The organism is Luteibacter sp. CQ10, assembly GCF_040900725.1.
Classification (GTDB): domain Bacteria; phylum Pseudomonadota; class Gammaproteobacteria; order Xanthomonadales; family Rhodanobacteraceae; genus Luteibacter.
Window position 1 is genome coordinate 1,416,879 of record NZ_JAEUYM010000001.1, and the last position, 25,985, is coordinate 1,442,863.

Here is a 25,985-nt window from a genome sequence, read left to right on the forward strand (position 1 = left end):
GCCGTCAGGCCTTCGCCGACGGGATCGGCGCATTCGGTTCGATGAGTCCCTGGCGTTTGAGCTCGGCCCAGAACGCGGGTGGGACGGTCGCCTTCATCGAGCTTGCGTTGGCGAGCGCTTGCGCCTCGGTGTGCGCGCCGACGATGAGCGCGGCGGCCACGTCGGGCGCGGCGGAGAACTGGATGGCGGCGGTGCGCAGGTCCACGCCGAATTGGCTCGCGACCGCACGCAAGCGATCGCGCTTGGCAAGGTGTTCGCGGGAAATATCCCAGGAGCGCTTTCCATAGTTGTAGCGTGGGCTGCCCGAGATAAAGCCTGCATTCAACGACGAGCCGACGACGAATTCGACCCCGTGCTGTCGGGCCACCGGGAAGATGGTGTTCAGCGCGTTCGCGTGGTCGATCAACGAATACTGCGAGGCGAGGAGGCAGACGTCGGGATCGGATTCCTTGATGACGCGGAGGATCGGTTCCGGCGTATTCACGCCGATGCCCCAGCCGCGGATGATTCCCTCGTCGCGCATCCGGGAAAGCTCGGGAAACGCGCCCTTCAGGGCAATGGCGAACTGCTCAGGCCACGGCGTGGGGAGAAGGGCATTGTCCGAGGAGATGTCGTGCACGAAAACGACGTCGATACGGTCGACACCGAGCCTCTGCAGGCTGTCTTCGATGGATCGGCGAACACCGGCCGCGGTGTAATCGAACGTCACGTTGTTCGGCGAATTGCCGTATTCGAAGAGCTCCTTGGCGTTGTTCTTAGGGGAGGCCTTGAGAAGCTTGCCGACTTTGGTCGAAAGGAGGTAAGCGTCGCGCGGCTGGTTGTGCAGAAAGCTGCCGAAACGGCGTTCCGCGAGCCCGAGTCCGTACCAGGGCGAGACGTCGAAATAGCGGGCGCCGGCCTTCCACGTGGCTTCCAGCGTGCGATACGCGTCCTCGTCGGTGACGACTTCGAATTCGTTGCCGATGGGGACGCCTCCCAGGCCGTAGCGGAATTCGGGGCGGTCGAAGATACGCGACGCACGGGTGTTGCGCGTTCCCGGGGCGCTGGCTGGCGTCCTCGCATCCGTGGCGAAAGGCCGGGCGCCCGCGAGGCTCGGCATCGCCAATGCGCCCGATACGGTGGCCGCGAGCGTCAGGAAGTCACGACGATTGAGCGAAGAGTCGAAGGACATGGTGGGCTCCTTGGTTCGGAAGGCCGCGATATACGGCAGATGACGGTCGTCATGAAAGACCGCACGCATGCCATCGTAGCGAGGCCACCGCGTCGGCATGGCGTGAATTCGTTGATGTTCTTTCAATGCCGCCTTGATAGGAGGCACCGATCGCATCGATCGTCACCGGCGTTCATCTTTGTGTGTCGCTTTTTCACGCGACGATCGTTCGATGCACGGCCGCGCGAGTCATGACTGACGGGTTGCCGAAGGCGATATCGCCATCTGGGAGAGCAACGGCAAAGCCAGGCCCCACGTGACGCCCAGCCAAAGCACGGCCGGCACGGAAGACGCGGGCAAGATCACCGCTTGCCAGCCATGCGCGGCGGCCAGATAGGCCATCGGTGCGCCGATCGCTCCCAGCAGCGCCGCGACGAAAGGTCGGCCACGCACGAAGGCCATCGACCGGCTGAGGGTCGTGGCGAAACTGAGCCAGAGCACGAGGATCCACGCCGGCGCGCCGCCCGGCGGTAACGCGGGATAGGGCGACGCGTAGTGCCACCAGCCGAGCATCGACGGCACGCCGTCGACCGCCGTGCCTATGAGCAACGCCATGCCCAACAGCCCGCATTCGCGGACGACGTGGCGGGAAAAGGCCACTTGCGACGCGACGAACAGCGCACCGGCGACCAGGCCCCAGCCGGGGCGTCCATGACCTGCCCCGATGACCACGGTGAACCAGACGACCTGATAGCCGATGAGGTTGAACCATGTCCCGGCGTGGCGGCGGATGACCTTCGGATCCATCAACGCGAGCAACTCGTCACGAGGGGCTGGACCCGGAGCGAGGCGATCTCATCGAGCGAGACGGGCGGCCGGTCGTCGGACGTGGGGAAAACGATGCGGACCTTCTGGGTCTTGCCGTCGTCCGACTTGATGTCGCTCGGGCCTTCGAAACCGATCAGTCGGTGATCGACCTCCGTATAGGCGAGCGATACCGTCGGGGCGAGAGCGCCCAGCCAGCCGTCCAGGGTCATGCGGAAATGCTTGACCGACGGCGATCCGGTCGACGTCGCGTCGGGCCGGATAGCGAGCCGCAGATCGTCGATCCGACTCGGCATGACGAAACGCACCGTCATGCCATTCGGCTTCGAGATGCCCGACCAGTGCGCCCCGACGAAATCGTCGAAGCCCGCATCGATGACGGTATTGGCGTGCAGATCCACGCGTCCCGTGCGCGACGCCTCGGTGCCACGGGACAAGGTCACGGCGACCTCGTCGCCCGCGATCTTCACGCTTTCCCGGTACGCGCTTCGCGCGTCCTCGTAATCGAACTCCGGCGCCCAGGCCGTCCCCGTGTAGCGGACGAGCTTGCGCGCGAACGGACGGCCATCGGGACACCGGTAGAGCACCAAGCGCCGGCGTTCCGCGCCGCCGCCCATCAGCCAGTGTTCTTCCCGATAGCGAACCTGGGACGTTTCCGGGTCGTAGGCCACGCCGGTGTAATGTCCCGTCGTGGTGTCCGCTGCCTGCGCCGCGGAACATTCCGCCATGGCAACGACGAAGCATGCCCAGAGAAAACCGGTGGAACGATTCGACATGCTGGCGGGCCTTCGTGGCGGTCGATCAAGGGAAGACAGCCTCGACGAGCGCTATCCGGCTTATCCAGCTCTTACGGGTTTTTCCGTCGTTTGGATGCGTGGCCCGGTGGCCGATGTGGCGCCGCCCTGGGGACCCAGGACTCCCCGATAACCCCACCACAGCCCCAGCGAGCCGACCGATATGGCGCCCAGGAGGAGGAACGCGCCACGAAACCCGACCGACTGCGCCACCCAACCGCCGAGGGCGGGGCTGAGTGCGGCGCCGATACCCTGCATGGTCATGACGGCGCCCTGGGCGACGTTGACGCGGCCCGTGCCCTGCATGAGCCGCGCCACCATGGCGGGGACGGCCACGCTCTGCAATCCGGCGCCGATGCCGTCCAGTGCCTGGACGGGATAGACGCCCCAGCGACCGACGAAAAACGCCGCCAGCAGCCCGCGGATCGGCAACGCCAGAAAGGTGACGAGGATGACGGTCCAGTAGCCTTGGATTCGTATGAGTCGCATCGCCAGGAGGGACGCGCCGACCATCACGACTTGCGCCACGACGATGGTCAGGGCCGTGAACGCACTGGGGTCGCCTTGTCGCGTGGCGACCACCGCCATGCCATAGAGGGGCAGCATGGCCGCGTTGCCCAGGTGAAACAGGGCCAGCGCCGCCGACAGCACGAGTAGCGGCCGACAGGTCACGAGGATGGAAAACCCCGACGGCGCAGCGGACCCATCGTCCGCCTCGCGACCTTCCAGCCCACGAGCGGCTCGGTGGTCGATGGCCCGTTCCGGGATGAGCAGCGTCGCGATGATGGCGAACACCCCGAACGTCGCGGCCACCAGGAAGATGCCGCCGAAGCCGAAACGCCAGCCGATGTATCCCGAAAGCCCCGCACCGACGACGTTTCCCCCATGGTTGGCCACTTGGTTGCGTCCGAACTGGCGGTCGAAGCCTTCGGCTCGCACCATGCCCAGGGTCATGCCGGCGATCGCTGGACCGAGAAGCGCACCTGCGACGGCGGTGGCCACCTGCGACAGCACCACCATGCCGAAGGAATGCGCGTACCAGACGATGCACGACGCCAGCACCGTGCACGCGCACGAGATCACCACGGCCAGCCGCTTGTGGCGCGTGGCGTCGACGATGGCGCCGGCCGGCGCGGTCACCAGCCATCCCGCGACACCGCCGATCGTCATCACCGTGCCGATCGCGCCGGTCCGCCAGCCGATGGATTGCAGGAACACGCCGAGGAACGGGCCGATGCCCGCCTGGACGTCCGCCACGAAAAAGTTCAGCGCCTCCAGCGGACGCTGCCCGTCGACGACCCGTTTTCCGGCATCGCTCACCACTTTCTCCCGTGCTTGTTGGGCCCCAATTGCGTGCCCAGCAGGCCATGCCCGGGCCACGCTTCGACCGCATGGGCGTCGGTACCGAGGGGGGCGTCGGGCATCGTTCGCGCGCGCCCGTGCGTGCCGAGCCATTCGATGCGGTCCGCATGGCTGTTGCCGCGCGTGTCGGTGGCGGTGACCACCAGCTCCGCGCCGGACTTTGCATGGAATCCGCCAAGCGGCGCCGACCAGACGGTGGCGTTCCATTCGTCCTGATCCATCACTTGCGGCGCCTGGCCGTTGATGGCGAGGGTCACGATAGCGATGTCGCGCCCGAACACCTTGGCCCGTACCTCCGGAACGTGCGTGCATCCGGTATCCAGCCGGCGGTCGGCGGGGGCGGTGATCGTCACGAACGGCCACGGAGAGGCCAGCCTCTTGAAACGCCAGCTCACATGGCATCCGTCCAGGGTGACGATGGAAAACCCCGGCTGTCCGTCGTCCTCTTCGATCTGCGCCAGGGAACGCGTCGATGCATAGATGACCCGGCCGTCGTTGAGCACCTCGTTGTAGTGGGTATGCCCGGTGTCGACCATGGCCACCCCCGCCTGGGCGAAGAGCTGGCCCAACGCCTCGCCCTCGTGCGCGAGGTCACTGGGGTAGGCGTGCATGAAGACGGCCGGGCGATGGGTGTCGGAGCGCGAGGCATCCAGTTCGTCCGCAAGCCATGCGAGTTGCGCCTCACCGAGACGGAAATCCGGCCCACCGCCGCCTGCCGAGACGACGTCCAGGAACAGGCAGCGCCGGCCGTCGGCGTGCACGGCCCGAGGCAATACGCCCGCGCCGGGCATGCGGGCGAATGCATTCAGGTGCCCCGACTCCCGGTCGTGATCGCCGGGAATGGCATGGATCGGGATGTCCAGCCCGTCGAGCGCATCGACGATGCGCGCGTACTGCGCGGGAAGACCGTTGTTGGCGTTGTCGCCCGGCACGAAGACGAAGTCCACGGCGCCGCGTAGCTGTTGCCTTGCTTGCGCCGCCCACTCGGCGAGGCGCGCGGTGCCGAGGTAGTCGTCGTCGGAGGATGCATGCAGATCGCCGATGTGTGCCCAGGTAAGCATCGGATGGCCTCGTCTACGGGGGGATGGGGTGTCAGTGACCGGGCTTCTTCGGCATCGGTGCGACCGCGTCGGCCCGGGGACCGATGGCATCGGCCACCAGCACGGCACCGTGCGGCGTGTCCAACCAGCGACCTTCGGCGGCGACGTGGTTGCCGGTGGCCAGGAGGCGATCCAGCGGATCTGCCGCATGGGGCGGTATCCGGAACACGACACCGTCCTCGAGCAGCACGCCATGCACCGAGCCCTTGGGACCGTGCAGGCGTCGTTCGATCCGGCCCTCGTAGGCCCAGCGTTCGTCGTCCTTCGGCGGCTTATCGTGATGCGCTCCCTCGCGCGGGCCCTCGTCGAGGATGCGCTTTCCTTTCGGCGGATCGATGGCCACGGCGACGATGACATTCGCGCCGCGTACCGCGAGGCCGCGCACCGCGAGCCGGGCGCCGGGCTCGATCGCGCGCGCCAGGGCGGCCGAAAGGTGCGGCGGCGTGTGGATTTCCGTGCCGTCGGTCAGCAGCATCCCGTCGATGGCGCCGTGGCCGTTGGGCACGAAACGCTCGAGCGTGCCGTGCGTGGCGGGAAGATGATCGGGGTCGATCCAATGCATGCGGTGGTTCTCGATGAGGAAGGAAAAGGGGCTCGCGTGCCGCGCGGGCGGCGGCGCACGATCGTTCAGGGCGTGGTGGCCGAGGCGGTGGGAAGGCCCGCCGGCGGAGGCGGCGGAAGCGGACCGGGCTGGGGCGGCACGGCGAGCGGCTGCTCGGTCCCCGGGCGGGTGCCCAGGGCGGTGACCTGGATGGATCGGCCGTAACGCGTTTCCACGCCGAACCCCTTCGCGCTCACGGGCGCATGGGGCGTCGCCCATGTGGGGGCCCGGTCCGATGCCGGCGGCGGCAGATGCAGCATCGTGCCGTCGTCGAGGACCGCGCCGTTGACGTCTCCGCGCGGACCGTAGAGCGGCTGCGCGACCTGGCCATGGGCCTCCATCGGCGAGAGTGCCGGTGGTTCCGGCGGTGCGGTCGGTGGCGTGTCGACCCATCGTGTCCCCGCGGCGTCCACTGCCATGGCTTGCAACAGCGGCAGTTCTCCCACCCGCCATCCTTCGATATGGACGGCATCGCCTTTACGCACGTGCGTCGCCACGGTGTTGCCCAGTCCCGGCGGCATCGCCACCTGCGTGCCGTCGGCAAGCAGGAGGCCGTCCACGTCACCGTTGGGATTGACGAGGACGCGTGCGACCCGGCCGTCCCGCGTATCGCGCGTGGCATTCGCCGGGAAGGGAACGGGGGGCGGTACCGGCGCGGTCGCGCCGGCAACGGGCGGGGGTGGTGCCGGCGGTCGATCTTGCGCCGCCGCGACGCCGATGGCCATGGCCATCGCGCTCATGATCAGGGGAAGACGCTGCATGGGACACTCCTCGGCCGCGGTGAACTCCGCAGGACCGGTATTGCATCCTCCGTGCCAGCGCCCGAAGCCCGTCGTTTCGCCATTCGGCGCGCCGAAGCGCGGCGCGCATGTCCCTTTTGGGGACACCTCGCGTCTTTCAAAAGGACATCACTCCAGGCCGTAATCGACCAGTTTGCGATAGAGCAACTGCCGCCGAATCCCCAGGCGGCGTGCCGCTTCGGCGCGATTGCCGTCGGCGCTCGCCAGCGCTTGCGCGATCATGCGGCGCTCGAGCCCGGCCACCGCATCGGGCAAGGAGAGATCTTCCGATGCCGGGATCGCGGATGGGGCAGGGGGAAGCATGCCCTCGATATCGGACACGTCGACCACGGGCCCGGGAACCAGGACCCGGCAGCGTTCCATCAGGTTGCGCAACTCGCGCACGTTTCCCGGCCAGGGATGCCGCTCCAGGCGCGCGAGCGCGGCGTCGGAGAGGACCTTGCGCCGGGAGGGATCGGCATCGAGAACGTGGCGTGCGATGACGGCGATGTCCTCGATGCGCTCGCGCAAGGGAAGCAGTTCGATGGGCAATACGTTGAGCCGATAGAACAGGTCCATGCGGAATTCGCCGGCCGCGATGCGCTCTTCGATGAAGCGGTGCGTGGCCGCGATGATGCGCACGTCGATGCGCACGGGGCGACTGCTCCCGACAGGCGTGACTTCGCCTTCCTGGAGCACGCGCAGCAGCTTCGCCTGCATGGCCAGCGGCATGTCGCCGATCTCGTCGAGCAGCAGCGTGCCGCGGTCGGCTTCGCGAAAATAGCCCTTTCGATCGGCGATGGCGCCCGAGAACGCGCCTTTCTGATGACCGAACAACTCGCTTTCGAGCAGTTCCGGTGGAATCGCCGCGCAGTTGACCGCGACGAACGCTTGACCGGCACGCTCTCCCGCCCGATGGAGCGCCCGCGCCACCATTTCCTTGCCCGTGCCGGTCTCGCCGGTGATCAGTACCGGTACGTCGGTGGCGGCGGCCAGGCCGATGCGCTTGTGGACCTGCCGCATCGCCGGGCTCGCTCCCAGCATCTCTCCATCCTCGGCGGCGGATGTCGCCTCCGTCGGTGGCAAACCGACGGAGGCGAGGGAACGCTCCACCGCGCTGGCCACTTCCTGGCGGCCGATGGGCTTGATCAGGTGATCGAACGCACCCAGCCGCATCGCATCGATGGTGTTCTGCGCCGACGCGAATGCGGTGAGCATGATGATCGGAACGGGCGACGCGGCGGCGTCGTTTCGACGTGCACGCAGCAACGACAGGCCATCCATGCCCGGCATGCGGTAGTCCAGGAAAGCGAGGTCGATGCCATCCGCGTCCAGTCGGCGCAGGCCCTCGGTGGCGTCCGCCGCCATCGTGACCTGATGGCCGAGCGACTCCAGCGTCGCGGCCAGCGTCGCACGAAAGTCGTGATCGTCGTCGATGATCAGGATGCGTGCCATGGGATATCCATGATGAACCGGTGCATGTCGGCGTCCCGCACGTAACGCGCGGCGCCTCCGTGGGCCAGGGCGATCTCGTTGACGAGGGCCAGGCCGAGTCCGTTGCCGTTCGGCCGACCGCTGACGAACGGTTCGAAGAGCCGATCCCGTATGTCGTCCGGCAACGGTTCGCCGGGGTTCGATACATGGACGTGCAGCATCGCATCCCGTTGTTCAATGCTCAGCACCACCTGCGTCGCATCGTGTTCGAACGCGTTGCGGAGCAGGTTTTCGACGGCCCGATGCATCTGGTCCGCATCGATGCGCCAGTGCAGACCGTTCGGGAACGCGCGGTGTACGGTCAACGTCTCATGGGGCCAGTCGTGCAGCAGGGTGTCGAGCCATGCGCCGAGGTCGGTATCCGCCAACCGCACGCGCATGGGTTGGACCATGCCGAGCAGGCTCTCGACCAGGCCGTCCAGCTTGTTCACCTGGTTCAGCACCATCGCCAGCGAGCCGCCCGCATCGCGGCTCTCCGACGCCTGGGCGAGCGCATTCTCGGCCGCCAACCGCATGGTGGCGATGGGATTGCGAATCTCGTGTGCCACCGTGGCGGTCATGCGGCCCAGGGTCGCCAGCCGATCGTGCCGCCGCAACTCGTTTTCCAGGGCCTCGGCCTGTCGTCGGCTCTCCGCCAGACGGGACGCGTGAGCGACGACGGCGGCAGCCAGGCGATCGACCTCGGGCGAGCCGGTGGGCGGGATCACGGGCACCTCGGAGGCATGCATCAACGCGCCTTCGACCGCCGAAAGCTTCCGTCGCCAGCGTCGCATGATGGCCAGGAGTCCACCGGCCGATACCAGGACCAGGGCCAGCGGGATGCTCAAGCCGATGGTCAGCCACCCCGACCATCGTCCCGGCGCGCGGGGCAGGCGCGTCATCGTCCACACGCTGCGGGTCGCGTCGAGAGGGCAGGCGGTGATCAGTACCGTTTCGCGGTCGCCTTGCCTCGTATAGGTTCGGGCTTGTCCCGTGGCGATGGCCGCCTCGGCGACCGTGGCGATATTCCCTCGTTCGGCAACGGGCACGTCGGTTTTGGCGCCGGAACCCTCATAGGTGGGATACGCATAGGCGGTGAATCCGCGGCCGCGCTCCCATGCCCCACCTTCCATGCCGACGGCGTCCTCCAGGACCAGTTGCAACACCACGTCCAGCAAGCCGTTGGATGACGAAGCCGCCCTGGCGGCCGGCGTCGCCGTTCGATAGCGGTGCACGATGGCGTTGCAGTCGGCGGACAAGGACTGCCGGGCTTCAGCGACCTGGACGGACCCGGTCTGTTGCCAGGCGATGAGCAAGAGGCCCGCCATGCCGAGGGATGCCACGGCCACGAGGGCCCAGATGACCAACAATTGGCGGGAAAGCGCGCTAGGCACGTCTTATCACTCGTGAGGAGACGAAATCCTATGTACGCGGTCGGCAGGAATGCGTGAAGACCGGTCCTGATCTTCCCGGCCGCAGCGACGTTGACGAGCGTCAATCGTCGGCCTGGCCGGTTTGCCTAAAGTGGCTGTATCGCCCTCGGAGATGCGCCCATGTCCACGTTGACCGTCGCCACCATGGATGGCGCCGCCTTGCCCAGCCAGGTGGGGATGCCCGCCGTGGGCGATGTCCTCGTCATCGCCGATCCCGGATGCGTCGCGGCCACCCGCGTGGGCAGCTGGCTCGCCGCGCGGGGGCGCGGTGTCGTGACCGGTTGCGCCATGCCCGAAGCGTTCCATCACGGCAGGATCCATGGCCACGAGCCCACCGTGATGGCACTCCTGCAGAACGCGCCCGAACGGCAACGCGGCGACGACCTCGGCAAGGACCACGCAGGCGATCGTTTCGTTCACGAGGCGCTGATCGCCGGCGCGCACGATCCGCAGTGGGCCGTGCTGGGGGACGATTATCTCCGCGAGCTGAAGGCGCTGTGCAGCTGGCACGACCTCATCGTTGTACAGCGCACGCCGCCGGCGCGGGAAAAGTCGCTGGGCGGCCTGGACGAACTGGCGCTGGCCTGCGGCCTTCCGATGCTCATCCTGCCGACGCCGTGCGCGCCCGGAGCGACCTACGATCGCATCGTGATCGCCTACGATGGCAGCGGCCCGGCCACGCGCGCGCTGCGATCGGCGATGCCTCTCATCGTCGCCGCGCGACACGTCCACCTCCTCGACGGAAGCGCGGGGCGGACGCACCTGCCGCGGTTCGATCCGGTGCGTTTTCTCGCGCGCTTCGGCGTCACGCCCCACCGCAGGCGCGTGGCGGAGCGTTCCATCGACGGTCCCCAGTTGCTGGCGCGGGTCGCGAAGCTCGAGCCCGACCTGCTGGTGATGGGCGCTTACGGACACTCGCCCCTGCGCGAGCGGGTGCTGGGGGGCACGACGCACCACATCCTGGGCTCGGCGACACTTTCGATGTCGATACTCGTCCAGCACTGATCCGATGGCGCGCTCCCGGCCTGAACCGGGAGCGACGCCCGCCGTCAACTGGCATGCCACTGGATGTGCAGGTTATCGTGCACGGCGCGCACGCCCGGCACCGACCACGCGGCGCGTTCGATGGCGCGACGCTCCTCGTAGTCGCCCACGTCGCCTTCCAGGGTGACGTCGCCAGGCGACTTGACGTCGATGCGTATCCGCGACGCTTCGCCCTCGACATGGCGACGAAGCGCGTCCTTGATCTTCTCGCGCACGTTGTCCGACTTCAGCGCCTGCTTGATCTCCACGTTGTTGAAGACGCCATGGATACCGGTCAGCCGACGGACCGCCGCTTCGGCGGCAAAGCGCTGGAAATGCCAGTCCACGGTACCGCTCAGCGTGATCCAGCCGTGGGACACCTTGACGTGGATGGCGTCGGCGGGCACGCCGACGTTCCAGGCGATGATCCTCGCCGCACGCGTGGCGATCTCGTCGTCGTTGACCTTGGCGTGCTCGGGAAGCCGGACTTCCAGCTCCTGCGCGAGCGCCTTGACGCCCTTGATGCGCCACACCGCTTTTTCCGCATCGATCTTCTGCGAGTAGCTGGGCACGTGGCCGTTGAGGGTCACCACGCCGTCCGTGACCGATACGCCGATACCCCTGGCATCGATGCCGGGCTCGAAGTCGAGTTCCTCGACGATGTCCTGACGCAACTGCATGTCGTTCATGGTGCTTCTCCGTGGGAAGGAAACACCTATCTAGCGGGGCCCGGTTCGCCCGGCATTGATCGCGATCAATCGATCGCTCCGTGAAGGCCTAGGTTTCATGCGGTGTGCAGGGCGCGGGTACGTTCGGTGGCCATGGCCGGCTCCTTCCCATGAAGACGAAAAAATCTACGACCCGTCGCACGGTGCGGCTTGATGCAGGTCAAGTTCGTGGCCACGGGCCGGATCCATGCTGTCATCGTCGAACGCCGGAGGCGCTTTCATGAACCGGTTGAAGGGAAAGGTGGCCGTGGTCACGGGCGGATCCATGGGTATCGGCGCCGCCTGCGCCCGGCGCATGGCCCAGGAGGGCGCCGACGTGGTGGTGGCGGACGTGTGCCGTCCTCCGTCGGACGATGCGCCCATGGAAGGCGGGCGGATCGATTTCGTCCACGCGGATGTCGGGCGTGAAACCGAGGTCGCCGGCGCGATGCAGCACGCGCACGCGATGTACGGCCGGCTCGACATCCTCGTCAACAACGCGGGCATCGCGGGGGCCGACAAGCCCACCGACGAGCTGACCGAAGACGAATGGGACCGCGTCCAGCGCATCAACGTGAAAGGTGTCTTCTTCGGCGTGAAGCACGCGGTGGGCCTCATGCGTGCCGGGGGCGGCGGCAGCATCATCAACCTTTCGTCGATCTACGGCCTGGTGGGCGCCGCCGACCTGCCGCCGTACCACGCATCGAAGGGCGCGGTGCGGCTCATGACGAAAACCGATGCACTGCTCTACGCGAAAGACGGCATCCGCGTGAATTCGATCCATCCGGGTTTCATCCGTACCCCCATGGTGGACGGCTTCGTGGCCGGCAAGGAAGGCGACGAAGCCGCGAGATTCCGGGCGCTCGCCGACCTGCATCCCTTGGGAAGGCTGGGCACGCCCGACGAGGTGGCGTGGTGCGCGGTGTTTCTCGCATCCGACGAAGCCTCGTTCATCACGGGCGCCGAATTCGTCGTCGACGGGGGGTATACGGCCCGGTAGGGGGGCAACCCACATGCACAGGAGAACCGACCATGCGTTGTCATCGCCGTCTTATCGTGGTTTCGTCGTGTGTCCTCATGGCCGCCCTGACGGGCTGCCAGGGATACGTCAAGAAGGCCGATTTCGATTCGGCGATCGCCGAGCTGCGGGCAACCGACCAGAAGCAGCAGCAGGAGATCGACGGCCTCGCCGAACAGATGCGCCAACGCTTCGCGGAGTACGACGCGAAGATCGCCCAGATGAAAGGCCGCATCCGGGTGGATACCGCCACCCACTTCGCGTTCAACGATGCCACGCTCCGCGAGGAGGACAAGCCGGTGCTCGACGATTTCGCCAAGGTGGTATCGGGCCAGTTCCCGGAGGCGATCGTCACCGTCGAAGGCTTCGCCGATGCGGCGGGCGGCAAGGCGTTCAACATGCGCCTGGGACAGGCGCGGGCCGAGGCCGTGCGCGACTACCTCACGTCCACCGGCGGCCTTTCGGCGGACAAGGTGCGGGCGGTGAGTTACGGCAAGGCGCGGAATCGCCAGGTACTCAAGGACAAGTGGGGCGACGGCGCCGAACCGAACCGCCGTGTTTCGCTCGTGGTCGACTATGCCGGATCATCCGCCGCGGCCAGTGGCGGATGAGCACCTGATTCGTCGGTGCGTCATTCCCGGCTGGATGCCGAGACCAGTGCAAGCAGCTGGCCGGGCACCAGGTCGAGGAGGCTGCCACAGGGGATCGTCGACGCCGTCGCGGAGGCGATCCCTGCGTCGTCGCTATCGAGGACGATCCGCCAGGCGCGCGTCCCCGGTGGCGCGGGCAAGCGGAACGCGAGCGTCGCGTCGCCGGGGTTCATCGCGAGGAACAGGCGCTCGAGGGCTCCTGCCTCGTTCGGCGGATCGGTGAACAGGACGCCGAGGCCCCGCTGGGAGACGTCGTTCCAGGCACTCGCGTCGAGTTCGCGGCCATCGGGCTCGAACCAGCGAACGTCGGCATCCGTCGCGGCGCCGGCGGGCGGGACGCCGGAGAAGAACGCGTCGACGCGGAAAAAACGCAAGCTGCGACGCAGGCGCAACGCGGCGGCGACGCATGCGCGCAGGTCGAGCAGCGGATCGCCGAGCGCCTGCCAGTGGATCCAGCTCAGGTCGTTGTCCTGGCAGAACGCATTGTTGTTGCCGCGCTGCGTGCGCGACAGCTCGTCACCCGCGAGCAGCATCGGTACGCCGCGTGACAAGGCCAGCGTGCACAGCATGGCCAGACGTCGGCGTCGCCGCTCCGCGCGCACCGCGGCATCGTCGGTCTCGCCCTCGTGGCCGCCGTTGGCGCTCAGGTTGTCGTCGCTCCCATCCTTGCCGCCGTAGGGATTGGCCTCGTTGTGCTTGACCGCGTAGGCGGTGAGGTCCGCGAGGGTGAAGCCATCGTGGCAGGTGACGAAATTCACGCCCATGCCGGGAGTGCGGCCGCCGTGACCGAACACGTCGCTCGAGCCGGCGAGGCGGGTGGCCAAGGCGCCACGACTGCATGCATCGCCGCGCCAGAAGCGCCGGACGTCGTCACGGAAGCGGCCGTTCCATTCGCGGATCGGCGCCGGGAACGCGCCGAGGGCGGTACCGTGCGGTGAAGCGTCCCAGGGTTCGGCGATGAGTTTCAGGTCGCACAGGTCGGGATCGGCCGCGATCGTTCGCCACAGCGGCGCGTTGGCGTCGAAACGGCCGGTTTCCCAGCGGCCGAGCAGCGTGGCGAGGTCGAAGCGAAAGCCATCCACGCCGATCTCGCAGGCCCAGTACCTGAGCGCGGCATGGAAGAGGGCGATCACGGCCGGCTGTCCCGGATCGAGCGTATTGCCGCATCCGGAGTGGTCGACGTAGCGAGCCTTGTCGCCTTCGTGCAGCTGGTAATAACTGGCGTTGTCCAACCCGCGAAGGCTGAGCGTGGGGCCGTCGGCCCCGGTTTCCGCCGTGTGGTTCAGCACCACGTCGAGGACCACCTCGAGTCCGGCGGCGTGCAGGCGGTCGACGGTGTCCACCATTTCCCGCGCATGGCCCGTGGAAAGGTACGGCGCATGGATGGCCAGCGGGGCGATGGGGTTGTAGCCCCAATAGTCGGTCAGCCCATGTCGCGCCAGGTCCTGCTCGTCGATGAAGCTGGCGACCGGCATCCATTCGATCGTGGTGATGCCCAGGTCGCGCCAGTAGGCGATGAGGTCCGCGTGCGCGAGAGCGGCCAGCGTGCCTCGCTGGTGTTCCGGTATCGACGGGTGACGCATGCTGTAACCCTTCACGTGCATCTCGTAGACCACCGTGTCCGTCCACGGAATGCGCGGGCGGGGAGGGCGCGGCAGGGACGATGCGACGATCGGCGCGGCGACCACGCTGCGGGGAACGTACGGCGCGCTGTCGCGCGTATCGGGCGTCGCGACGACGGACGACTCCCCGATCGTGTGGCCGAACACGGCATCGTTCCACCGAAACGCACCGCGCAACTCCCTCGCGTAGGGGTCGATGAGCAACTTGTGCGGATTGAATCGATGGCCCTCGCCGGGCGCGTACGGCCCATGCACGCGGAGGCCATAGACCAGGCCGGGCGCGGCGCCTTCGAGATACCCGTGCCAGAAATCGCCGTCGCGCGCGGGCAACGGCAGGCGTGCGATCTCGTTCTGTCCCGAGGCATCGAACAGGCACCACTCCACGCGTTCTGCGTGCCGCGAGAACACGGAGAGGTTGACGCCGCGGCCGTCCCAGGAGGCGCCCGGGGGCTGCGGTGTGCCGGCGGTGAGAACGAGGGATACCACGCTGCGCGCTGCCGTGGCGGAGAATCGTGGAGGCATGGAAACACCCGGCAGGCGGCGGATGCTTGACGAGGATCAAGGGCGCGGTCCGGCGATCGGCCGATCATCGCCGACACCGCCGTCCGGATGGAATGCCGCCGTATGCACCGGGTATCGCCGCGCACCCTCCCTCCTGGCCTGGAAGCCCTGACCGGGCTGGCGCTCGACTTGCGCTGGACCTGGAACCATGCCGTGGACGGGCTGTGGCAACGCGTCGACGCGGAACTCTGGAACGCCACGCACAACCCGTGGGTGGTGCTTCAGAACGTGCCGCAGGCCCGACTCGAACAGCTGCGTTCGGACGAGGCCTTTCTGGCGAGCCTGGCGACGGCGACGGATGAGCGTGCCGCGTACCTGCGTACAGCGGGTCTGTGCGCGTCCCGATGGCCGGTCGATGTGCCGTCCGGCGTCGCGTTCTTCAGCATGGAATTCGGCCTGAGTGAAGCATTGCCCCTGTACGCGGGAGGCCTGGGCGTGCTTGCGGGCGACTACCTGAAGACGGCCAGCGACCTGGGCGTTCCCATGACGGGCATCGGCCTGCTCTACCAGGAGGGGTACGTCAGGCAGACGATCGACGCTTCGGGAAACCAGCGCGAAACGTTCCCGTACAACGATCCCGTCAGCCTGCCCATACAGCCGGCACTGGGCACGGACGGCTCATGGCTGGAAGTGACGGTTCCGTTGCCGGGCAGGGTGCTGCGGTTGCGTGTCTGGCAAGCGCAGGTGGGGCGCGCGGCACTTTACCTGCTCGACAGTAACCACGTGCTCAACGGTGCCGTCGACCGCGGCATCACCGCCAAGCTGTATGGCGGAAGCGTCGAAACGCGTCTCCTGCAGGAAGTGGTGCTCGGCGTCGGCGGCTGGAGCCTGCTGGCACTGCTGGGAAAGGACGATGCGGTGGCGCACCTGAACGAGGGTCATGCGGCGCTGGCGGCGCTCGAACGCGCCCGACGGTACATGCATGCGAGAGGGGTACCGTTCGACGAGGCCTGGTGGGCCACGCGTGCCGGTAACGTGTTCACCACGCATACGCCGGTCGCCTCGGGCTTCGATGCCTTTTCGCCATCGCTGGTCGACAAGTATGCGCAGCGTCTCCTCGCCGACTGCCGGCTTTCCCTTCAGGATCTTCTCGCGCTCGGCCGCGCGGATCCCGCGGACGACGACGAACCGTTCAACATGACCTACCTGGCCCTGCGGGGCTGCGCGCAGGCGAGCGCGGTGAGCCGTCTCCACGGCGAGGTAAGCCGTCGGCTCTTCGCCCGGTTGTACCCGCGATGGCCACTGGCCGAGGTGCCCGTGCGTCACGTGACCAACGGCGTCCACGTGCCGTCGTGGGATTCGGCGCAGGCGGACGCCTTGTGGACCGCGGCCTGCGGCAAGGGCCGATGGCGCGGCGACCTCCGTTGCCTCGAAGCCGCCGTGGCGGCCACCGACGACGCCGCCTTGTGGAACCTTGCGGCGAGGCAGCGGGCCGAACTGGTGCGCTACGCACGCGAGCGCGCGGAGCTTCAGGCGGGCCTCCGCGGCGAATCGACGGGACAGGCGGCCGGCGCGCAAGGGGGGCTGGATCCGAACGTGTTGACCCTGGGCATGGCGCGGCGCTTTACCGGATACAAGCGCATGAACCTGTTGCTCCAGGATCCCCCGCGACTGATCCGCCTGCTGACGAACCCGTCGCGCCCATTGCAGCTGATCGTCGCGGGCAAGGCGCATCCGGAGGATGTCGAAGGCAAGCGGCAGGTACAGGCATGGGTGACGTTCACGCGGCGTCCCGAGGTGCTCGGGCGCGCCGTTTTCCTGGAGGACTACGACCTCGCGCTCGCCCAGCGCCTCGTCCAGGGCGTGGACTTGTGGCTCAATACGCCGAGAAGGCCTTGGGAGGCATGCGGAACCAGCGGCATGAAGACGCTGGCGAACGGCGGCCTGAACGTTTCCACGCTCGACGGCTGGTGGGCGGAAGCCTATGACGCGGCCTGCGGATGGGCGATTCCCGCCGCGGGTGACGATGCGCAGGACGCCGCGACGCTTTATCGCCTGCTGGAGGATGAGGTGGTTCCGTGCTTCTACGAGCGCAATGCGCATGGGCTTCCCCCGCGTTGGGTCCAGCGCATGCGCGCGAGCATGTCCCGGCTTGCGCCGCGCTTCAGCAGCAACCGGATGCTGCTCGGCTACCTGGAGGATTTCTACCTCCCCGCGGCGCGCGCGCTACGCCGCCGGTCGGAACACGAGAGCCTGGCGGCCTGGGCGCGGGACATTTCCTCGCATTGGCACGAGGTTCGGCTGGACGACGTGGACGTGGTGCTCGACGGTGATGCCTGGCGATTCCGGGCGCACGTGTACCTGGGTGGCATGCGACGGGAATGGGTAAGGGCCGAACTCTATGCCGACGAGCGGCATGGCATGCCCCGGCAATGCGTGCCGATGCAGATCGGTTCCCCGATCGGCGGCTCCATCGGCGGTTACGAGTTCGTCACCACGCTTCCCGCCATCCGCCCGGCGGACGACTACACCGTCCGCGTGCGGCCCTGGCACGACGACGCCTTTCTTCCCGCGGAACTGCCATGGATCGCCTGGCAGCGTTGAACGCCAGGCCACGGCGGTTGACGACGATCAAGAGCCGGTGCATCGCGCTGGCATATACCTCGGTCACACGTACTCCCCGTGGCCGACATGCGTCCAATCCGATGTCCCTATCACGCTCCACGATCCAGAGAGATAGCATCCATGACCCACGCCACGTCCACTCCCACGTCGTCGCACAGTCCCTTTCCCCCGGTGGCCGGCGAACATGCCGTCACGACCTTGAACGACGGCACCCCGGTGCTCATCCGGCCGCTGCGCCCGGAAGACCGCGAGCGCGAGCAGGCTTTCATTCGGAGACTGTCCCCGGAATCGCGTCGATGCCGGTTCCTCGGAGAGATGCGCGAGGCATCGTCACCGTTGCTCGATAGCCTCATGGACACCGACGGGGTGACCCGGGTCGCCTATGTCGCCCTCGCGCACGATAACGGCGAGTTGCGCGAAGTCGGCATAAGCCGCTACGCCTCCGCGTCGGACCGTACGCGCTGCGAATGCGCGGTGACGGTGGCGGACGACTGGCGGCACCGGGGGCTCGCGGTCGCCCTGATGCACCACCTGATCGACACGGCGCGGCGTAACGGTTTCCAGACGATGTATTCGATCGATCTGGCGGAAAACCACGACATGGAGGAACTCGCTCGGCACCTCGGGTTCACCCGTGTTCCGGATTCCAGTGACGCCACCCTGGTCATGCATACGCTGCAACTCTCCACCACGCATTGAGGACCGGCCATGACGACCTCCGTTGCCCAGCCCATGCCATCCACGAAGCCACCGGCGCAGCAGGCCTACCCCGACATCGCGGTAGCGCTGACCGAAACGGCGAGCGATCGCGCCGCCGTGGACGCCGCCATCCTACTGGCGAGCGCCTTCGGTTCACGCGTCGACCTGCTGCAACTGCTCCTGATGCCGACACCGCTGGTGGACAGCTGGTCGCTGGTGCCCGATTCGGCATTCATCGAGGCCTACGACACCATTCGTGACGAAGCCAAGACCCAGGCCGCGGCTTGGCGCGAACACCTCAAGCGCGCGCACGTGCCGGGCGAGGTGCATGCGCTGGAATCGCTGTACATCGAACCGTCGTCGCTGGCGGCGCAGGCGGCGCGCTGCCGAGACATGGTCGTGATCGGCGGCCCCGATCCCCACGACGGCGACGCGGCCTCGTCCCGCCGCTATTTCAGCGGGTTGCTGTTCGAAACCGGGCTTCCCGTACTGGTCGTTCCGCACGGATCGGAGCCGGTGCTGCCTCCTCGCCGCGCGACGGTGGCCTGGGCGGATACCCGCGAATGCGTTCGTGCGATCCACGACGCGCTGCCGCTGCTGAAAGGCTGCGAGGCGGTATCGGTGGCTTCGGTGAAGGACGCCTACGCGTCGGATCCCGCCGAACCGGTCGCGCTCCTGGCGCGCCATGGCGTGGCCGCCGAACCCATTTTCCTCAAGCTGTCCGGCGACGAAAGCACCGCGGCGCGCATCATGGAACATGCCAGCGCCTCGCATTCCCACCTGATCGTCGCGGGAGGCTATGGGCATACCCGGCTGCGCGAGTGGGCCATCGGGGGTGTCACCCGCGAGTTGCTCTCGTACTCCCGCATTCCGGTGCTTTTTTCGCACTAGGAAGCACGATGGTGCGCATCGAGGCCACGCCGTCCCTGAGGATCTATCCGGGTCTGTCGGCGACCGGCGAGATGGTCCATGCATGGCCTGGACCAGGGGATCCCCGGCAGGCCGGTAGCCTGTGCACCGGCGTGGCCGGCGATACCATGCTGGCCATGGTGCAGGAGCGGGCGGGCGAGCCGTTGGTTCCACGTCGCTTCGCCATGCCGTCACCCTTGCCCGGCGAGCTGCTCCTGCGCGTGGAAGCCTGCGGCGTATGCCGAACCGACCTGCACGTGGTGGATGACGAGCTGCCCCACATCGCAAGGCCGGTCATTCCGGGCCATGAATGCGTCGGCACGGTGATCGCCGTGGGTGCGGGCGTCGACGACGTGCACGAAGGCGAACGGATGGGCGTGCCCTGGCTGGCCGGTACGTGCCAACGATGCGCGTACTGCCTCGATGGCCGCGAAAACCTCTGCGACCATGCGACCTTCACGGGATACACCCGTCCCGGGGGCTTCGCCACCCATGTGATCGTGAACGCGGCCTACGGCGTCCGGCTCGCGGCGGACGCCGATCCCGTCGCCACCGCGCCGTTGCTGTGCGCCGGCTTGATCGGCTGGCGTGCGTTGGAGAAAACGGATCGCGCCATGCGGGTAGGGCTGTACGGGTTTGGCGCGTCGGCCCATATCGTTGCCCAGGTGGCCGTGGCACAGCGGCGGACGGTGTTCGCATTCACGCGCCCCGGGGACACGGCGACACAGGCGTTCGCGCGACGCCTGGGAGCCACCTGGGCCGGCGGATCGGACAGGATGCCTCCCGAACCGCTGGATGCCGCCCTGCTGTTCGCGCCGGACGGATCGCTCGTGCCCACCGCATTGCGTGCGGTGGGCAAGGGCGGAAAGGTCGTCTGCGCAGGCATCCACATGAGCGATATTCCGTCGTTTCCCTATCGGTGGCTGTGGGAGGAACGGGAGATTTCGTCGGTGGCCAACCTCACCCGGGACGATGCACGTCGCTTCTTCTCTTCGTCGGTCTGTCGGGGCGTTCGCACGACGACCCGGACCTACCCGTTGTCCGCGGCCAACCAGGCGCTGGCCGACCTGCGCAACGGCGCGTTGGAGGGGGCCGCGGTCCTTGTTCCCTAGGGCTTGCGTGATGGCCTCGCCGCCTCGTCGCACACGGCGCTTCCCCTCATGCGTAGGGGCGGTCGGTCAGCGCATCCGGTGCCAGGGCACGGGCAAGGCGTGCCAGGAGCTCGGCTACCGCCGCTGTAACGTCCGTGGCGGAAACGATCCCGACCAGGGATCGGCCGGCGTCCACCAGGGGCAAGTGGGCGATGGAACCGCTCTCCATGGCCTGGACGATCTCGGCGAGCGATGCGTCGAGATGACAGACCACGGCAGGCTTCGACATGATGTCGGTCGCCCGAACGTCCGCATGGGCGCGCCAGGGATGCACGACGAGGTCCCGCTCGCAGATGACGCCCACCGGAACGTTCTCGGCGTCGACGATCGCGACGCAGGACACCTGATGCGCGACCATCAGGTGGGCGATGTCACCGACCGGCGTCTCGGGCAGCGCGGTGATGACATGCGTGCGTCCGATGTCGATGGCGCGCATGGCGACCTCCCGTGGAGCGATGGCGCGATTGCCGGCTTCCAAACACATGTTCCACGGCACCGGTACGGGCGCGTTGACGCCGGTCAAGTGCGAGGACTTCGGCGCGTAGCACGTCGCCTAGCGCGACGACCGTGCCTTCGACGACGGCGTGAGTGCCTCGCGAACCGCCTGGACCATGTCTTCCACGGTATCCCGCGTGAAGTCGCAGGCTTCCAGCGGTACGTTGACGTCGAAATCGTCCTCGATCTCGAACGTCATCTCGATGCCGTGGAAAGACGCCACCCCCAGCGTTTGCAGGGTGGCGGTCGGCACGATGGCCGCGGCATCGATGCCCGCGCGGCGGGCGATGATGCGGATCACGCGGTCTTCGATCGGATCGGTCATCGGTGATGGGTTCCACGTGATGGCATCGGACGGCGAGGTCCGAACGGCAAGAGCGCGACGATCGTAGCCGCGTGGGCTTACCGGCAGCTTTCGGATTGTCGAACGAGGCCCAGCCGGGCTTTCCCCTTGACCTGGCATTCGGCGATACGGTTGCGTATCTGGGCTCCGACGGCGTCGGGTATATCGGCGCAGCTGCCGCTGATTTCCATCCACACGAGAGCGCCGCGCCATATGAGCGCATGCCACTCCAGATGCGCCACGATGCGTTCGACCGTCACCATCGCCACGATGTCTTCGCCGGCCTCGCGACCGACGGGAATCGACAGGCTGCTGCGCCGGTCCCGGGCGAACCGCTCGTCCGGGGACACGAAATAGGTATTGCGAGCCCTCATGACACACCTCGCGCGTGGTGCGAAAGACCCGGCAGGGCCTTCGCGAGCGCCCCGTCGACCAGCGACGGGAAGATACCGTTGAGCCGTGCGAAAAAGCTCTCGGGGAAACCCAGATAGGCCTCACTTCGCTCCTTCTCGATCGCACGCACCACGTGCGACGCGACCCAGGAGGGTTCGTCCATGCGCATGAGCTTCCGTTCCGCCATGAGGTGGACGGCGGGAGGATTGAACGCGGTGCGGACGGCCCGGGGCGCGACATAGGTCACCCCCACGCCGGTGCGGTAAAGCTCCCGTCGCAGTGCTTGGGAGAAGCCGCGCAGCGCGAACTTGCTCGCCGAATACGCGGCGAACCCGGGGTAACCGATGCTGCCGAAGGTGGACCCCACGTTGACGATGCGTCCCGATCCGCGTCCGAGCATTTCCGGCAATACCTCCCGCGCCATTTGCATGGGAGCCTCGACGTTGACCTGCATCGTCCGCGTAACCGCGCTGGCGTCCGCCTGGTCGAAGAAGCGGAAGTCGAGGACCCCGGCCAGGTTGATCAGGATGTCGATGCCGCCGAACCCCTTGGCCATGCGTGCCACCGCGGCGTGACGGGCCGTGGCGTCCGTGAGGTCGGCCTGGAGGACGATCGCATCCATCCGGCGGGTGGCCACGAGATGTTCGAGGCTGGCTACCGAGGCGTCGGTACGTCCCAGCAGGCCCAAACGCGCGCCCTTGGCACCCAGCGCCGCCGCCAGTTCGCGGCCGATGCCTCCCGCCGCGCCGGTGAGAAGAATGCGTTGTCCACGTAGGTCGAGTGTCATGGTCATTTGTCCGCGGAGAGGGTGTCGATGAGCTTCTGCACCTGGGCGCGCCGACCCTTGTCGGCGAGCGGCTGATCGCCTCGCGGCGGCGCGGCCAGTGCCTTCCGGAGATGCGTCATGGCGCCGGCCTTGTCGCCGGTCCTGTAGAGGAAATCGGCGTAGAAATAATTCGGATCGATCCCATCCGGATCGATCTGCAACGCTTTCTCCAGCAGGGATCGGGCCTTGTCCTTGTCGCCGAAGCCGAGCGGCCATCCGGGCACCTGGTAGTAGAGACTGCCCAGCGTCGTATAGATCGAGCCGTTCAACACGTCGGGCTGGATCTTCTGCGCCTCTTGCAGGAGATCGCGAGCGCGCTTGGCCATGCCGAGGGCGCCCAGACCGCCATGCTCGCCGGCGTGCGTGGAAAGAATAATGGCCTGCCACACGCGCGGCTCGGCACGCCGCGGGTATTGCGCGATCAGTGCCGATCCCTGCGTTTCGAGCGCGGTGTACGCGTCGTCCTGCTGCGCCTTGGGCACTTCGTACGTCACGTGCGACCAATCCCGCGCCAGGGTCTTGATCGCCATATCGACATCGTCCGCATGCGAAAGGGCGGGTAGGGCGGCAAGGCATGCCGACACCAGGATGGCGGTGAACGAACGGGGCATCGTCATGGCAGCTTTCCCTCGGAAGTGGCGGCGTGGATCTCGCGGAAGATGTCTCCGTAAAGCTCGTAGAAGCGGTTTGCCGCATGGATCAGCACGTGCCGGTCTTCGTCTTCCTCCAGGCGATCGACGAGCTGCTGGTAAAAGCCGACGTGATCGACATCGAGCGCGCCGTGCGAGGTCAGGTAGCGGAATGCGGACTTGGGCAGGCCGAGCGCGGCCTGCAGCGCCCCGGCCGCCCGCGTGGCAAGCGCCACGCTGACGCCCTCCAGCACGAACACCATGCCCAGGAACGACACGGGGTTACCGCGCGCGATGCCGTCGTGGGCGTACGCGATCATCAGCTCCGTGGCGCGCATGGGCGGCGCTTGCCGGATCCGCTCCGGGTCTTCGCCACAGGCGTGCAGGTCGTCGAGGATCCACTGGTCGTGGCCGATCTCCTCCTCGATGTACTCCGCGACGGCAGGCAGCATCCAGCGGAGCCGTTCGGGGAGGTGGTACCCCATGCCCATCATGAGCGGGACGGTCTGCCTCACGTGCTGATAGGCCTGGCCCAGGAAGGCGACGTATTCGCGTGGCGACACGTTGCCGCGCAGCGCCCTCTGGATGATGGGAATCGACAGGAACGCCTGGCGATGGGCCTCCGTCTCGCGCACGAGACGGTCATGGTTGGACATGCTGCTCTCCTCTCTCGTAGAGGGTTTCGATGGGTAGGGCGTAACGCGCGGCGATCGCCGCGCGGTTCAAGGCGCCGCCGGACCGCGCGAGGCCGTTGGCGGCGCCGAACGGCGCGTCGGCCTGTAACCATTCGCGCACGCGCGCGTAGTCGGGCAAGCGCGCGTTGGTCGCGTCGATGGCGGCCTGGATGTGAGCGGGCTGGGCGCCGGGCATCGGAACGACGACCGCGACGTTGAACTCGCGCCCCTCGCCAAACACGGCGGCCTGCTGGATGGCTCGCGTCGCGATGAGTTCGCTCTCCACCCACTCCGGCGATACGTTGCGCCCGAAGGCCGTGGCGAACGCGGTCTTCTTCCTGCCGCTGACGTAGAGGAAGCCGTCCGCGTCGAGCCATCCGATGTCTCCGGTGTGCCAAGTCTTCGGAGGCGCCTCGTACTGTCCCAGGTATCCTGCGAAGAGCGCGCCGGACACCACGATTTCACCGTCGTCGGCTACGTGGACCCCGGCGTGCGGCAAGGGCATGCCGACACTTCCGGGGCGTTCGCTGCCGGGACGGTTCATGCTAACGACCGACGTGGCCTCGGAAAGGCCGTAGCCCTCGTAAGCGGGGATACCGAGCGTCCGTGCGCGATCGAGCAGCGGCGCGGAGCAGGGCGCGCCACCCACGGCGACGAACCGCAGGGAGGGAGGGAGCGGCGCTCCGGCCTGGGCGCACTCCACGGCAAGCTTCAGCAACTGCGGAACGAGGATCGTCGCGGTGGGAAGCCACCGGTGAAACGCGCTGACGAACATGCCGGGATCGACCGCGCTCGACCCGGTGAATCCGCACTGCGCCAGGGCGGGCAGCACGGCGGTCGCGCCACGAACGATCGGTACGTAGATCCCGCCGATGTTCGCGAGCAGGGTCGAGAGCGGAAGGACCGTCAGGCTTCGATCCTCGACGCGCGCCGCCGCCGCGCTCGCCAGCGCTTCGGTCACCTCGCCGATGGCCGTTCGCGTGACGCAGACGCCCTTGGGCTGTCCGGTCGTGCCCGACGTATAGGTGATCTTGGCGGTATCGGAGGGCAGGGTGCGCCGGCTTGCCGGCTGAAGCGTGTAGAAGTGGAGTTCGGCGTGCGCCACGACGACCGTCTGGTGACGCAGGACGCGCGACAGCGGCACACCGTAGTCGGGGCGATCGGTGATGAGGAGGTCCGGCGCCGCATCGGTCAGCAGATGCGCGACCTGCTCGTCGCTGAAGAAAGGCGGCACCGGGATCGCCACGGCACCGCACTGAGCGATGGTCAGGTCGACGACCGCCCATGGCACGCCGTTGCCTACCATCACGGCAACGCGCTCGGCGGCGATATGCGCGCCGACCTCCGCCACCGCCCGGAAGAGTTGCCGGTAGGCCATCGCGCAAGCGGCATCTTCCAGCGCCACTTTCTCCGGCTGTTCGAACGCATGTCGTGCAAGTTGTTTCAGGACGTTCAGCATGAGGCGCCTCCGCACGACGAGGCGCGCAGGGACCCGCCCGGAGCGGCACTTTCCCGGGCATCGCGAAGCAGCGCGCGTAGCCTGGGCTGCGACTCGCCGACGTGACGGTGCAGCTTCCCCTGGCCCGATTCGATGTTGCCCACGCAGACGACGGGATGGGCGTGGTAGTAATCGCCCCAGTGCCGACCGCCGTCGTCCAGGCGCGAGGCCCGCGCGTCGGTGAGCACGATGGGATGCAGCCCGAGGCGATGGAACGCGTTGAAGAGCATGCGCGTCGCCGTGAAGAGCACCCAACGGTAGCCGCGCGCATGCAGGTGCTGGGTGGTGGCCGAGATCAACCAGCGGGTATCGCCTGGCCTGTCGAGGGCGAGGTGTCCCACCTCGACGAGTCCATGGCGACCGATCTGCACGCCCAGCCGATCGGCGATGATCTGCTGGGCCGGGTCGGACAGGTACTGCTCCGAGAACAGCGCGCCTTCGAGACCACCGCGAAATCCGACGACGGCACGGTACTGCGTCGCGTCGCGGAAACCGAGCAGGGTGGGATGGAACGTGGTGACGTCGGCACCGTAGCGCCGCTTGAAGACGCGATGGACGAAGGCCTCGGCGTGTTTTCGGTCGGGATGCCCTTCATCGAGGACATCCACGCACACCGGGCTTTGCAGCTCGTCGAGCAAGGGCTCCACGGTATCGAGCACGCAAGGGTCGGACGGGCGCGGCAGCGGGGTCAGGGACATGGGGCAT

Annotated in this window: 26 protein-coding genes; 7 read left to right on the forward strand and 19 right to left on the reverse strand. The window is 67.5% G+C overall.

Annotation, left to right across the window (positions count from 1 at the left end; all coding sequences use genetic code 11):
- Positions 1-4: 4 nt before the first annotated feature.
- From JNG39_RS06145 to JNG39_RS06185, 9 genes are all read right to left on the reverse strand, one after another.
- A complete protein-coding gene (locus tag JNG39_RS06145; protein ID WP_368310275.1) occupies positions 5-1,171 on the reverse strand; it encodes an aldo/keto reductase in 1,167 nt (388 codons plus the stop codon).
- 228 nt (positions 1,172-1,399) lie between these two features.
- Positions 1,400-1,957: a DUF2878 domain-containing protein gene (locus tag JNG39_RS06150; protein WP_368310276.1), complete on the reverse strand. Its 558-nt coding sequence runs from the start codon at positions 1,955-1,957 to the stop codon at positions 1,400-1,402.
- Positions 1,957-2,751: a hypothetical protein gene (locus JNG39_RS06155; protein ID WP_368310277.1), complete on the reverse strand. Its 795-nt coding sequence runs from the start codon at positions 2,749-2,751 to the stop codon at positions 1,957-1,959. The genes JNG39_RS06150 and JNG39_RS06155 overlap by 1 nt, the downstream gene beginning before the upstream one ends.
- A gap of 60 nt (positions 2,752-2,811) precedes the next feature.
- Entirely contained in the window at positions 2,812-4,089 is a 1,278-nt protein-coding gene (locus JNG39_RS06160) for an MFS transporter (RefSeq protein WP_368310278.1), read from the reverse strand.
- A complete protein-coding gene (locus tag JNG39_RS06165) occupies positions 4,086-5,192 on the reverse strand; it encodes a metallophosphoesterase (protein WP_368310279.1) in 1,107 nt (368 codons plus the stop codon). Before JNG39_RS06165 ends, JNG39_RS06160 begins: the two co-directional genes overlap by 4 nt.
- Positions 5,193-5,223: 31 nt before the next feature.
- Positions 5,224-5,793, reverse strand: coding sequence for a hypothetical protein (locus tag JNG39_RS06170; protein WP_368310280.1), 570 nt, complete (start codon positions 5,791-5,793; stop codon positions 5,224-5,226).
- 65 nt (positions 5,794-5,858) lie between these two features.
- A complete protein-coding gene (locus tag JNG39_RS06175) occupies positions 5,859-6,593 on the reverse strand; it encodes a hypothetical protein (protein ID WP_368310281.1) in 735 nt (244 codons plus the stop codon).
- A 147-nt stretch (positions 6,594-6,740) separates the two neighbouring features.
- Positions 6,741-8,066, reverse strand: a complete 1,326-nt coding sequence (locus tag JNG39_RS06180; protein ID WP_368310282.1) for a sigma-54-dependent transcriptional regulator — start codon at positions 8,064-8,066, stop codon at positions 6,741-6,743.
- Positions 8,051-9,478, reverse strand: a complete 1,428-nt coding sequence (locus tag JNG39_RS06185) for an ATP-binding protein (protein WP_368310283.1) — start codon at positions 9,476-9,478, stop codon at positions 8,051-8,053. Before JNG39_RS06185 ends, JNG39_RS06180 begins: the two co-directional genes overlap by 16 nt.
- A gap of 159 nt (positions 9,479-9,637) precedes the next feature.
- On the opposite strand from JNG39_RS06185, the gene JNG39_RS06190 reads away from it, so the two are divergent.
- Complete coding sequence (locus JNG39_RS06190) at positions 9,638-10,522, forward strand: universal stress protein (protein WP_368310284.1); 885 nt, start codon at positions 9,638-9,640, stop codon at positions 10,520-10,522.
- A gap of 44 nt (positions 10,523-10,566) precedes the next feature.
- Here the strand turns inward: JNG39_RS06190 and JNG39_RS06195 are convergent, their stop codons facing one another.
- Positions 10,567-11,229, reverse strand: coding sequence for a BON domain-containing protein (locus JNG39_RS06195; protein WP_368310285.1), 663 nt, complete (start codon positions 11,227-11,229; stop codon positions 10,567-10,569).
- A gap of 259 nt (positions 11,230-11,488) precedes the next feature.
- On the opposite strand from JNG39_RS06195, the gene JNG39_RS06200 reads away from it, so the two are divergent.
- Positions 11,489-12,247 carry an SDR family NAD(P)-dependent oxidoreductase gene (locus JNG39_RS06200; RefSeq protein ID WP_368310286.1) on the forward strand — a complete coding sequence of 253 codons (759 nt, stop codon included), beginning with the start codon at positions 11,489-11,491 and terminating at the stop codon, positions 12,245-12,247.
- 77 nt (positions 12,248-12,324) lie between these two features.
- Entirely contained in the window at positions 12,325-12,876 is a 552-nt protein-coding gene (locus JNG39_RS06205; protein WP_368310287.1) for an OmpA family protein, read from the forward strand.
- A 20-nt stretch (positions 12,877-12,896) separates the two neighbouring features.
- Here JNG39_RS06205 and glgX read toward each other — a convergent pair whose 3' ends face one another.
- Positions 12,897-15,059 carry a glycogen debranching protein GlgX gene (glgX, locus tag JNG39_RS06210; protein WP_368310288.1) on the reverse strand — a complete coding sequence of 721 codons (2,163 nt, stop codon included), beginning with the start codon at positions 15,057-15,059 and terminating at the stop codon, positions 12,897-12,899.
- 102 nt (positions 15,060-15,161) lie between these two features.
- Here glgX and glgP point away from each other — a divergent pair, with 102 nt between their 5' ends.
- From glgP to JNG39_RS06230, 4 genes are all read left to right on the forward strand, one after another.
- Positions 15,162-17,642, forward strand: a complete 2,481-nt coding sequence (gene glgP, locus JNG39_RS06215; RefSeq protein ID WP_368310289.1) for an alpha-glucan family phosphorylase — start codon at positions 15,162-15,164, stop codon at positions 17,640-17,642.
- Between the two features lie 141 nt (positions 17,643-17,783).
- The gene (locus tag JNG39_RS06220) at positions 17,784-18,362 is read left to right on the forward strand and encodes an N-acetyltransferase family protein (RefSeq protein WP_368310290.1); all 579 of its coding nucleotides are present in this window, start codon (positions 17,784-17,786) and stop codon (positions 18,360-18,362) included.
- Positions 18,363-18,371: 9 nt separating this feature from the next.
- The gene (locus JNG39_RS06225; RefSeq protein WP_368310291.1) at positions 18,372-19,253 is read left to right on the forward strand and encodes a hypothetical protein; all 882 of its coding nucleotides are present in this window, start codon (positions 18,372-18,374) and stop codon (positions 19,251-19,253) included.
- Positions 19,254-19,261: 8 nt separating this feature from the next.
- Positions 19,262-20,383, forward strand: a complete 1,122-nt coding sequence (locus JNG39_RS06230) for a zinc-dependent alcohol dehydrogenase family protein (RefSeq protein WP_368310292.1) — start codon at positions 19,262-19,264, stop codon at positions 20,381-20,383.
- A gap of 46 nt (positions 20,384-20,429) precedes the next feature.
- On the opposite strand, the gene JNG39_RS06235 is transcribed toward JNG39_RS06230, so the two are convergent.
- From JNG39_RS06235 to JNG39_RS06270, 8 genes are all read right to left on the reverse strand, one after another.
- Entirely contained in the window at positions 20,430-20,858 is a 429-nt protein-coding gene (locus tag JNG39_RS06235) for a CBS domain-containing protein (RefSeq protein ID WP_368310293.1), read from the reverse strand.
- A gap of 117 nt (positions 20,859-20,975) precedes the next feature.
- A complete protein-coding gene (locus JNG39_RS06240) occupies positions 20,976-21,242 on the reverse strand; it encodes an acyl carrier protein (RefSeq protein WP_368310294.1) in 267 nt (88 codons plus the stop codon).
- A gap of 77 nt (positions 21,243-21,319) precedes the next feature.
- Positions 21,320-21,634: a hypothetical protein gene (locus JNG39_RS06245; protein WP_368310295.1), complete on the reverse strand. Its 315-nt coding sequence runs from the start codon at positions 21,632-21,634 to the stop codon at positions 21,320-21,322.
- The gene (locus JNG39_RS06250) at positions 21,631-22,440 is read right to left on the reverse strand and encodes an SDR family oxidoreductase (protein ID WP_368310296.1); all 810 of its coding nucleotides are present in this window, start codon (positions 22,438-22,440) and stop codon (positions 21,631-21,633) included. Before JNG39_RS06250 ends, JNG39_RS06245 begins: the two co-directional genes overlap by 4 nt.
- A gap of 2 nt (positions 22,441-22,442) precedes the next feature.
- A complete protein-coding gene (locus JNG39_RS06255) occupies positions 22,443-23,096 on the reverse strand; it encodes a tetratricopeptide repeat protein (RefSeq protein ID WP_368310297.1) in 654 nt (217 codons plus the stop codon).
- On the reverse strand, positions 23,093-23,764 hold the full coding sequence (locus JNG39_RS06260) for a TenA family transcriptional regulator (RefSeq protein ID WP_368310298.1): 672 nt from the start codon (positions 23,762-23,764) through the stop codon (positions 23,093-23,095). Before JNG39_RS06260 ends, JNG39_RS06255 begins: the two co-directional genes overlap by 4 nt.
- A complete protein-coding gene (locus JNG39_RS06265; RefSeq protein ID WP_368310299.1) occupies positions 23,751-25,241 on the reverse strand; it encodes an AMP-binding protein in 1,491 nt (496 codons plus the stop codon). Before JNG39_RS06265 ends, JNG39_RS06260 begins: the two co-directional genes overlap by 14 nt.
- Entirely contained in the window at positions 25,235-25,978 is a 744-nt protein-coding gene (locus JNG39_RS06270) for a thermostable hemolysin (RefSeq protein ID WP_368310300.1), read from the reverse strand. The genes JNG39_RS06265 and JNG39_RS06270 overlap by 7 nt, the downstream gene beginning before the upstream one ends.
- Positions 25,979-25,985 lie beyond the last annotated feature (7 nt).

What these genes read in the sequence shown, in the direction of transcription:
- JNG39_RS06205 (WP_368310287.1), top strand. Translation starts at nt 12,325, where the DNA reads ATGGCCGCCCTGACGGGCTGCCAGGGATACGTCAAGAAGGCCGATTTC.
- JNG39_RS06260 (WP_368310298.1), bottom strand. Translation starts at nt 23,764, where the DNA reads ATGTCCAACCATGACCGTCTCGTGCGCGAGACGGAGGCCCATCGCCAG.
- JNG39_RS06190 (WP_368310284.1), top strand. Translation starts at nt 9,638, where the DNA reads ATGTCCACGTTGACCGTCGCCACCATGGATGGCGCCGCCTTGCCCAGC.
- JNG39_RS06200 (WP_368310286.1), top strand. Translation starts at nt 11,489, where the DNA reads ATGAACCGGTTGAAGGGAAAGGTGGCCGTGGTCACGGGCGGATCCATG.
- JNG39_RS06165 (WP_368310279.1), bottom strand. Translation starts at nt 5,192, where the DNA reads ATGCTTACCTGGGCACACATCGGCGATCTGCATGCATCCTCCGACGAC.
- JNG39_RS06195 (WP_368310285.1), bottom strand. Translation starts at nt 11,229, where the DNA reads ATGAACGACATGCAGTTGCGTCAGGACATCGTCGAGGAACTCGACTTC.
- glgX (WP_368310288.1), bottom strand. Translation starts at nt 15,059, where the DNA reads ATGCCTCCACGATTCTCCGCCACGGCAGCGCGCAGCGTGGTATCCCTC.
- JNG39_RS06150 (WP_368310276.1), bottom strand. Translation starts at nt 1,957, where the DNA reads ATGGATCCGAAGGTCATCCGCCGCCACGCCGGGACATGGTTCAACCTC.
- JNG39_RS06255 (WP_368310297.1), bottom strand. Translation starts at nt 23,096, where the DNA reads ATGACGATGCCCCGTTCGTTCACCGCCATCCTGGTGTCGGCATGCCTT.
- JNG39_RS06245 (WP_368310295.1), bottom strand. Translation starts at nt 21,634, where the DNA reads ATGAGGGCTCGCAATACCTATTTCGTGTCCCCGGACGAGCGGTTCGCC.
- JNG39_RS06270 (WP_368310300.1), bottom strand. Translation starts at nt 25,978, where the DNA reads ATGTCCCTGACCCCGCTGCCGCGCCCGTCCGACCCTTGCGTGCTCGAT.
- JNG39_RS06230 (WP_368310292.1), top strand. Translation starts at nt 19,262, where the DNA reads ATGGTGCGCATCGAGGCCACGCCGTCCCTGAGGATCTATCCGGGTCTG.
- JNG39_RS06220 (WP_368310290.1), top strand. Translation starts at nt 17,784, where the DNA reads ATGACCCACGCCACGTCCACTCCCACGTCGTCGCACAGTCCCTTTCCC.
- JNG39_RS06145 (WP_368310275.1), bottom strand. Translation starts at nt 1,171, where the DNA reads ATGTCCTTCGACTCTTCGCTCAATCGTCGTGACTTCCTGACGCTCGCG.
- JNG39_RS06265 (WP_368310299.1), bottom strand. Translation starts at nt 25,241, where the DNA reads ATGCTGAACGTCCTGAAACAACTTGCACGACATGCGTTCGAACAGCCG.
- JNG39_RS06155 (WP_368310277.1), bottom strand. Translation starts at nt 2,751, where the DNA reads ATGTCGAATCGTTCCACCGGTTTTCTCTGGGCATGCTTCGTCGTTGCC.
- JNG39_RS06170 (WP_368310280.1), bottom strand. Translation starts at nt 5,793, where the DNA reads ATGCATTGGATCGACCCCGATCATCTTCCCGCCACGCACGGCACGCTC.
- JNG39_RS06250 (WP_368310296.1), bottom strand. Translation starts at nt 22,440, where the DNA reads ATGACACTCGACCTACGTGGACAACGCATTCTTCTCACCGGCGCGGCG.
- JNG39_RS06175 (WP_368310281.1), bottom strand. Translation starts at nt 6,593, where the DNA reads ATGCAGCGTCTTCCCCTGATCATGAGCGCGATGGCCATGGCCATCGGC.
- JNG39_RS06225 (WP_368310291.1), top strand. Translation starts at nt 18,372, where the DNA reads ATGACGACCTCCGTTGCCCAGCCCATGCCATCCACGAAGCCACCGGCG.
- glgP (WP_368310289.1), top strand. Translation starts at nt 15,162, where the DNA reads ATGCACCGGGTATCGCCGCGCACCCTCCCTCCTGGCCTGGAAGCCCTG.
- JNG39_RS06235 (WP_368310293.1), bottom strand. Translation starts at nt 20,858, where the DNA reads ATGCGCGCCATCGACATCGGACGCACGCATGTCATCACCGCGCTGCCC.
- JNG39_RS06180 (WP_368310282.1), bottom strand. Translation starts at nt 8,066, where the DNA reads ATGGCACGCATCCTGATCATCGACGACGATCACGACTTTCGTGCGACG.
- JNG39_RS06240 (WP_368310294.1), bottom strand. Translation starts at nt 21,242, where the DNA reads ATGACCGATCCGATCGAAGACCGCGTGATCCGCATCATCGCCCGCCGC.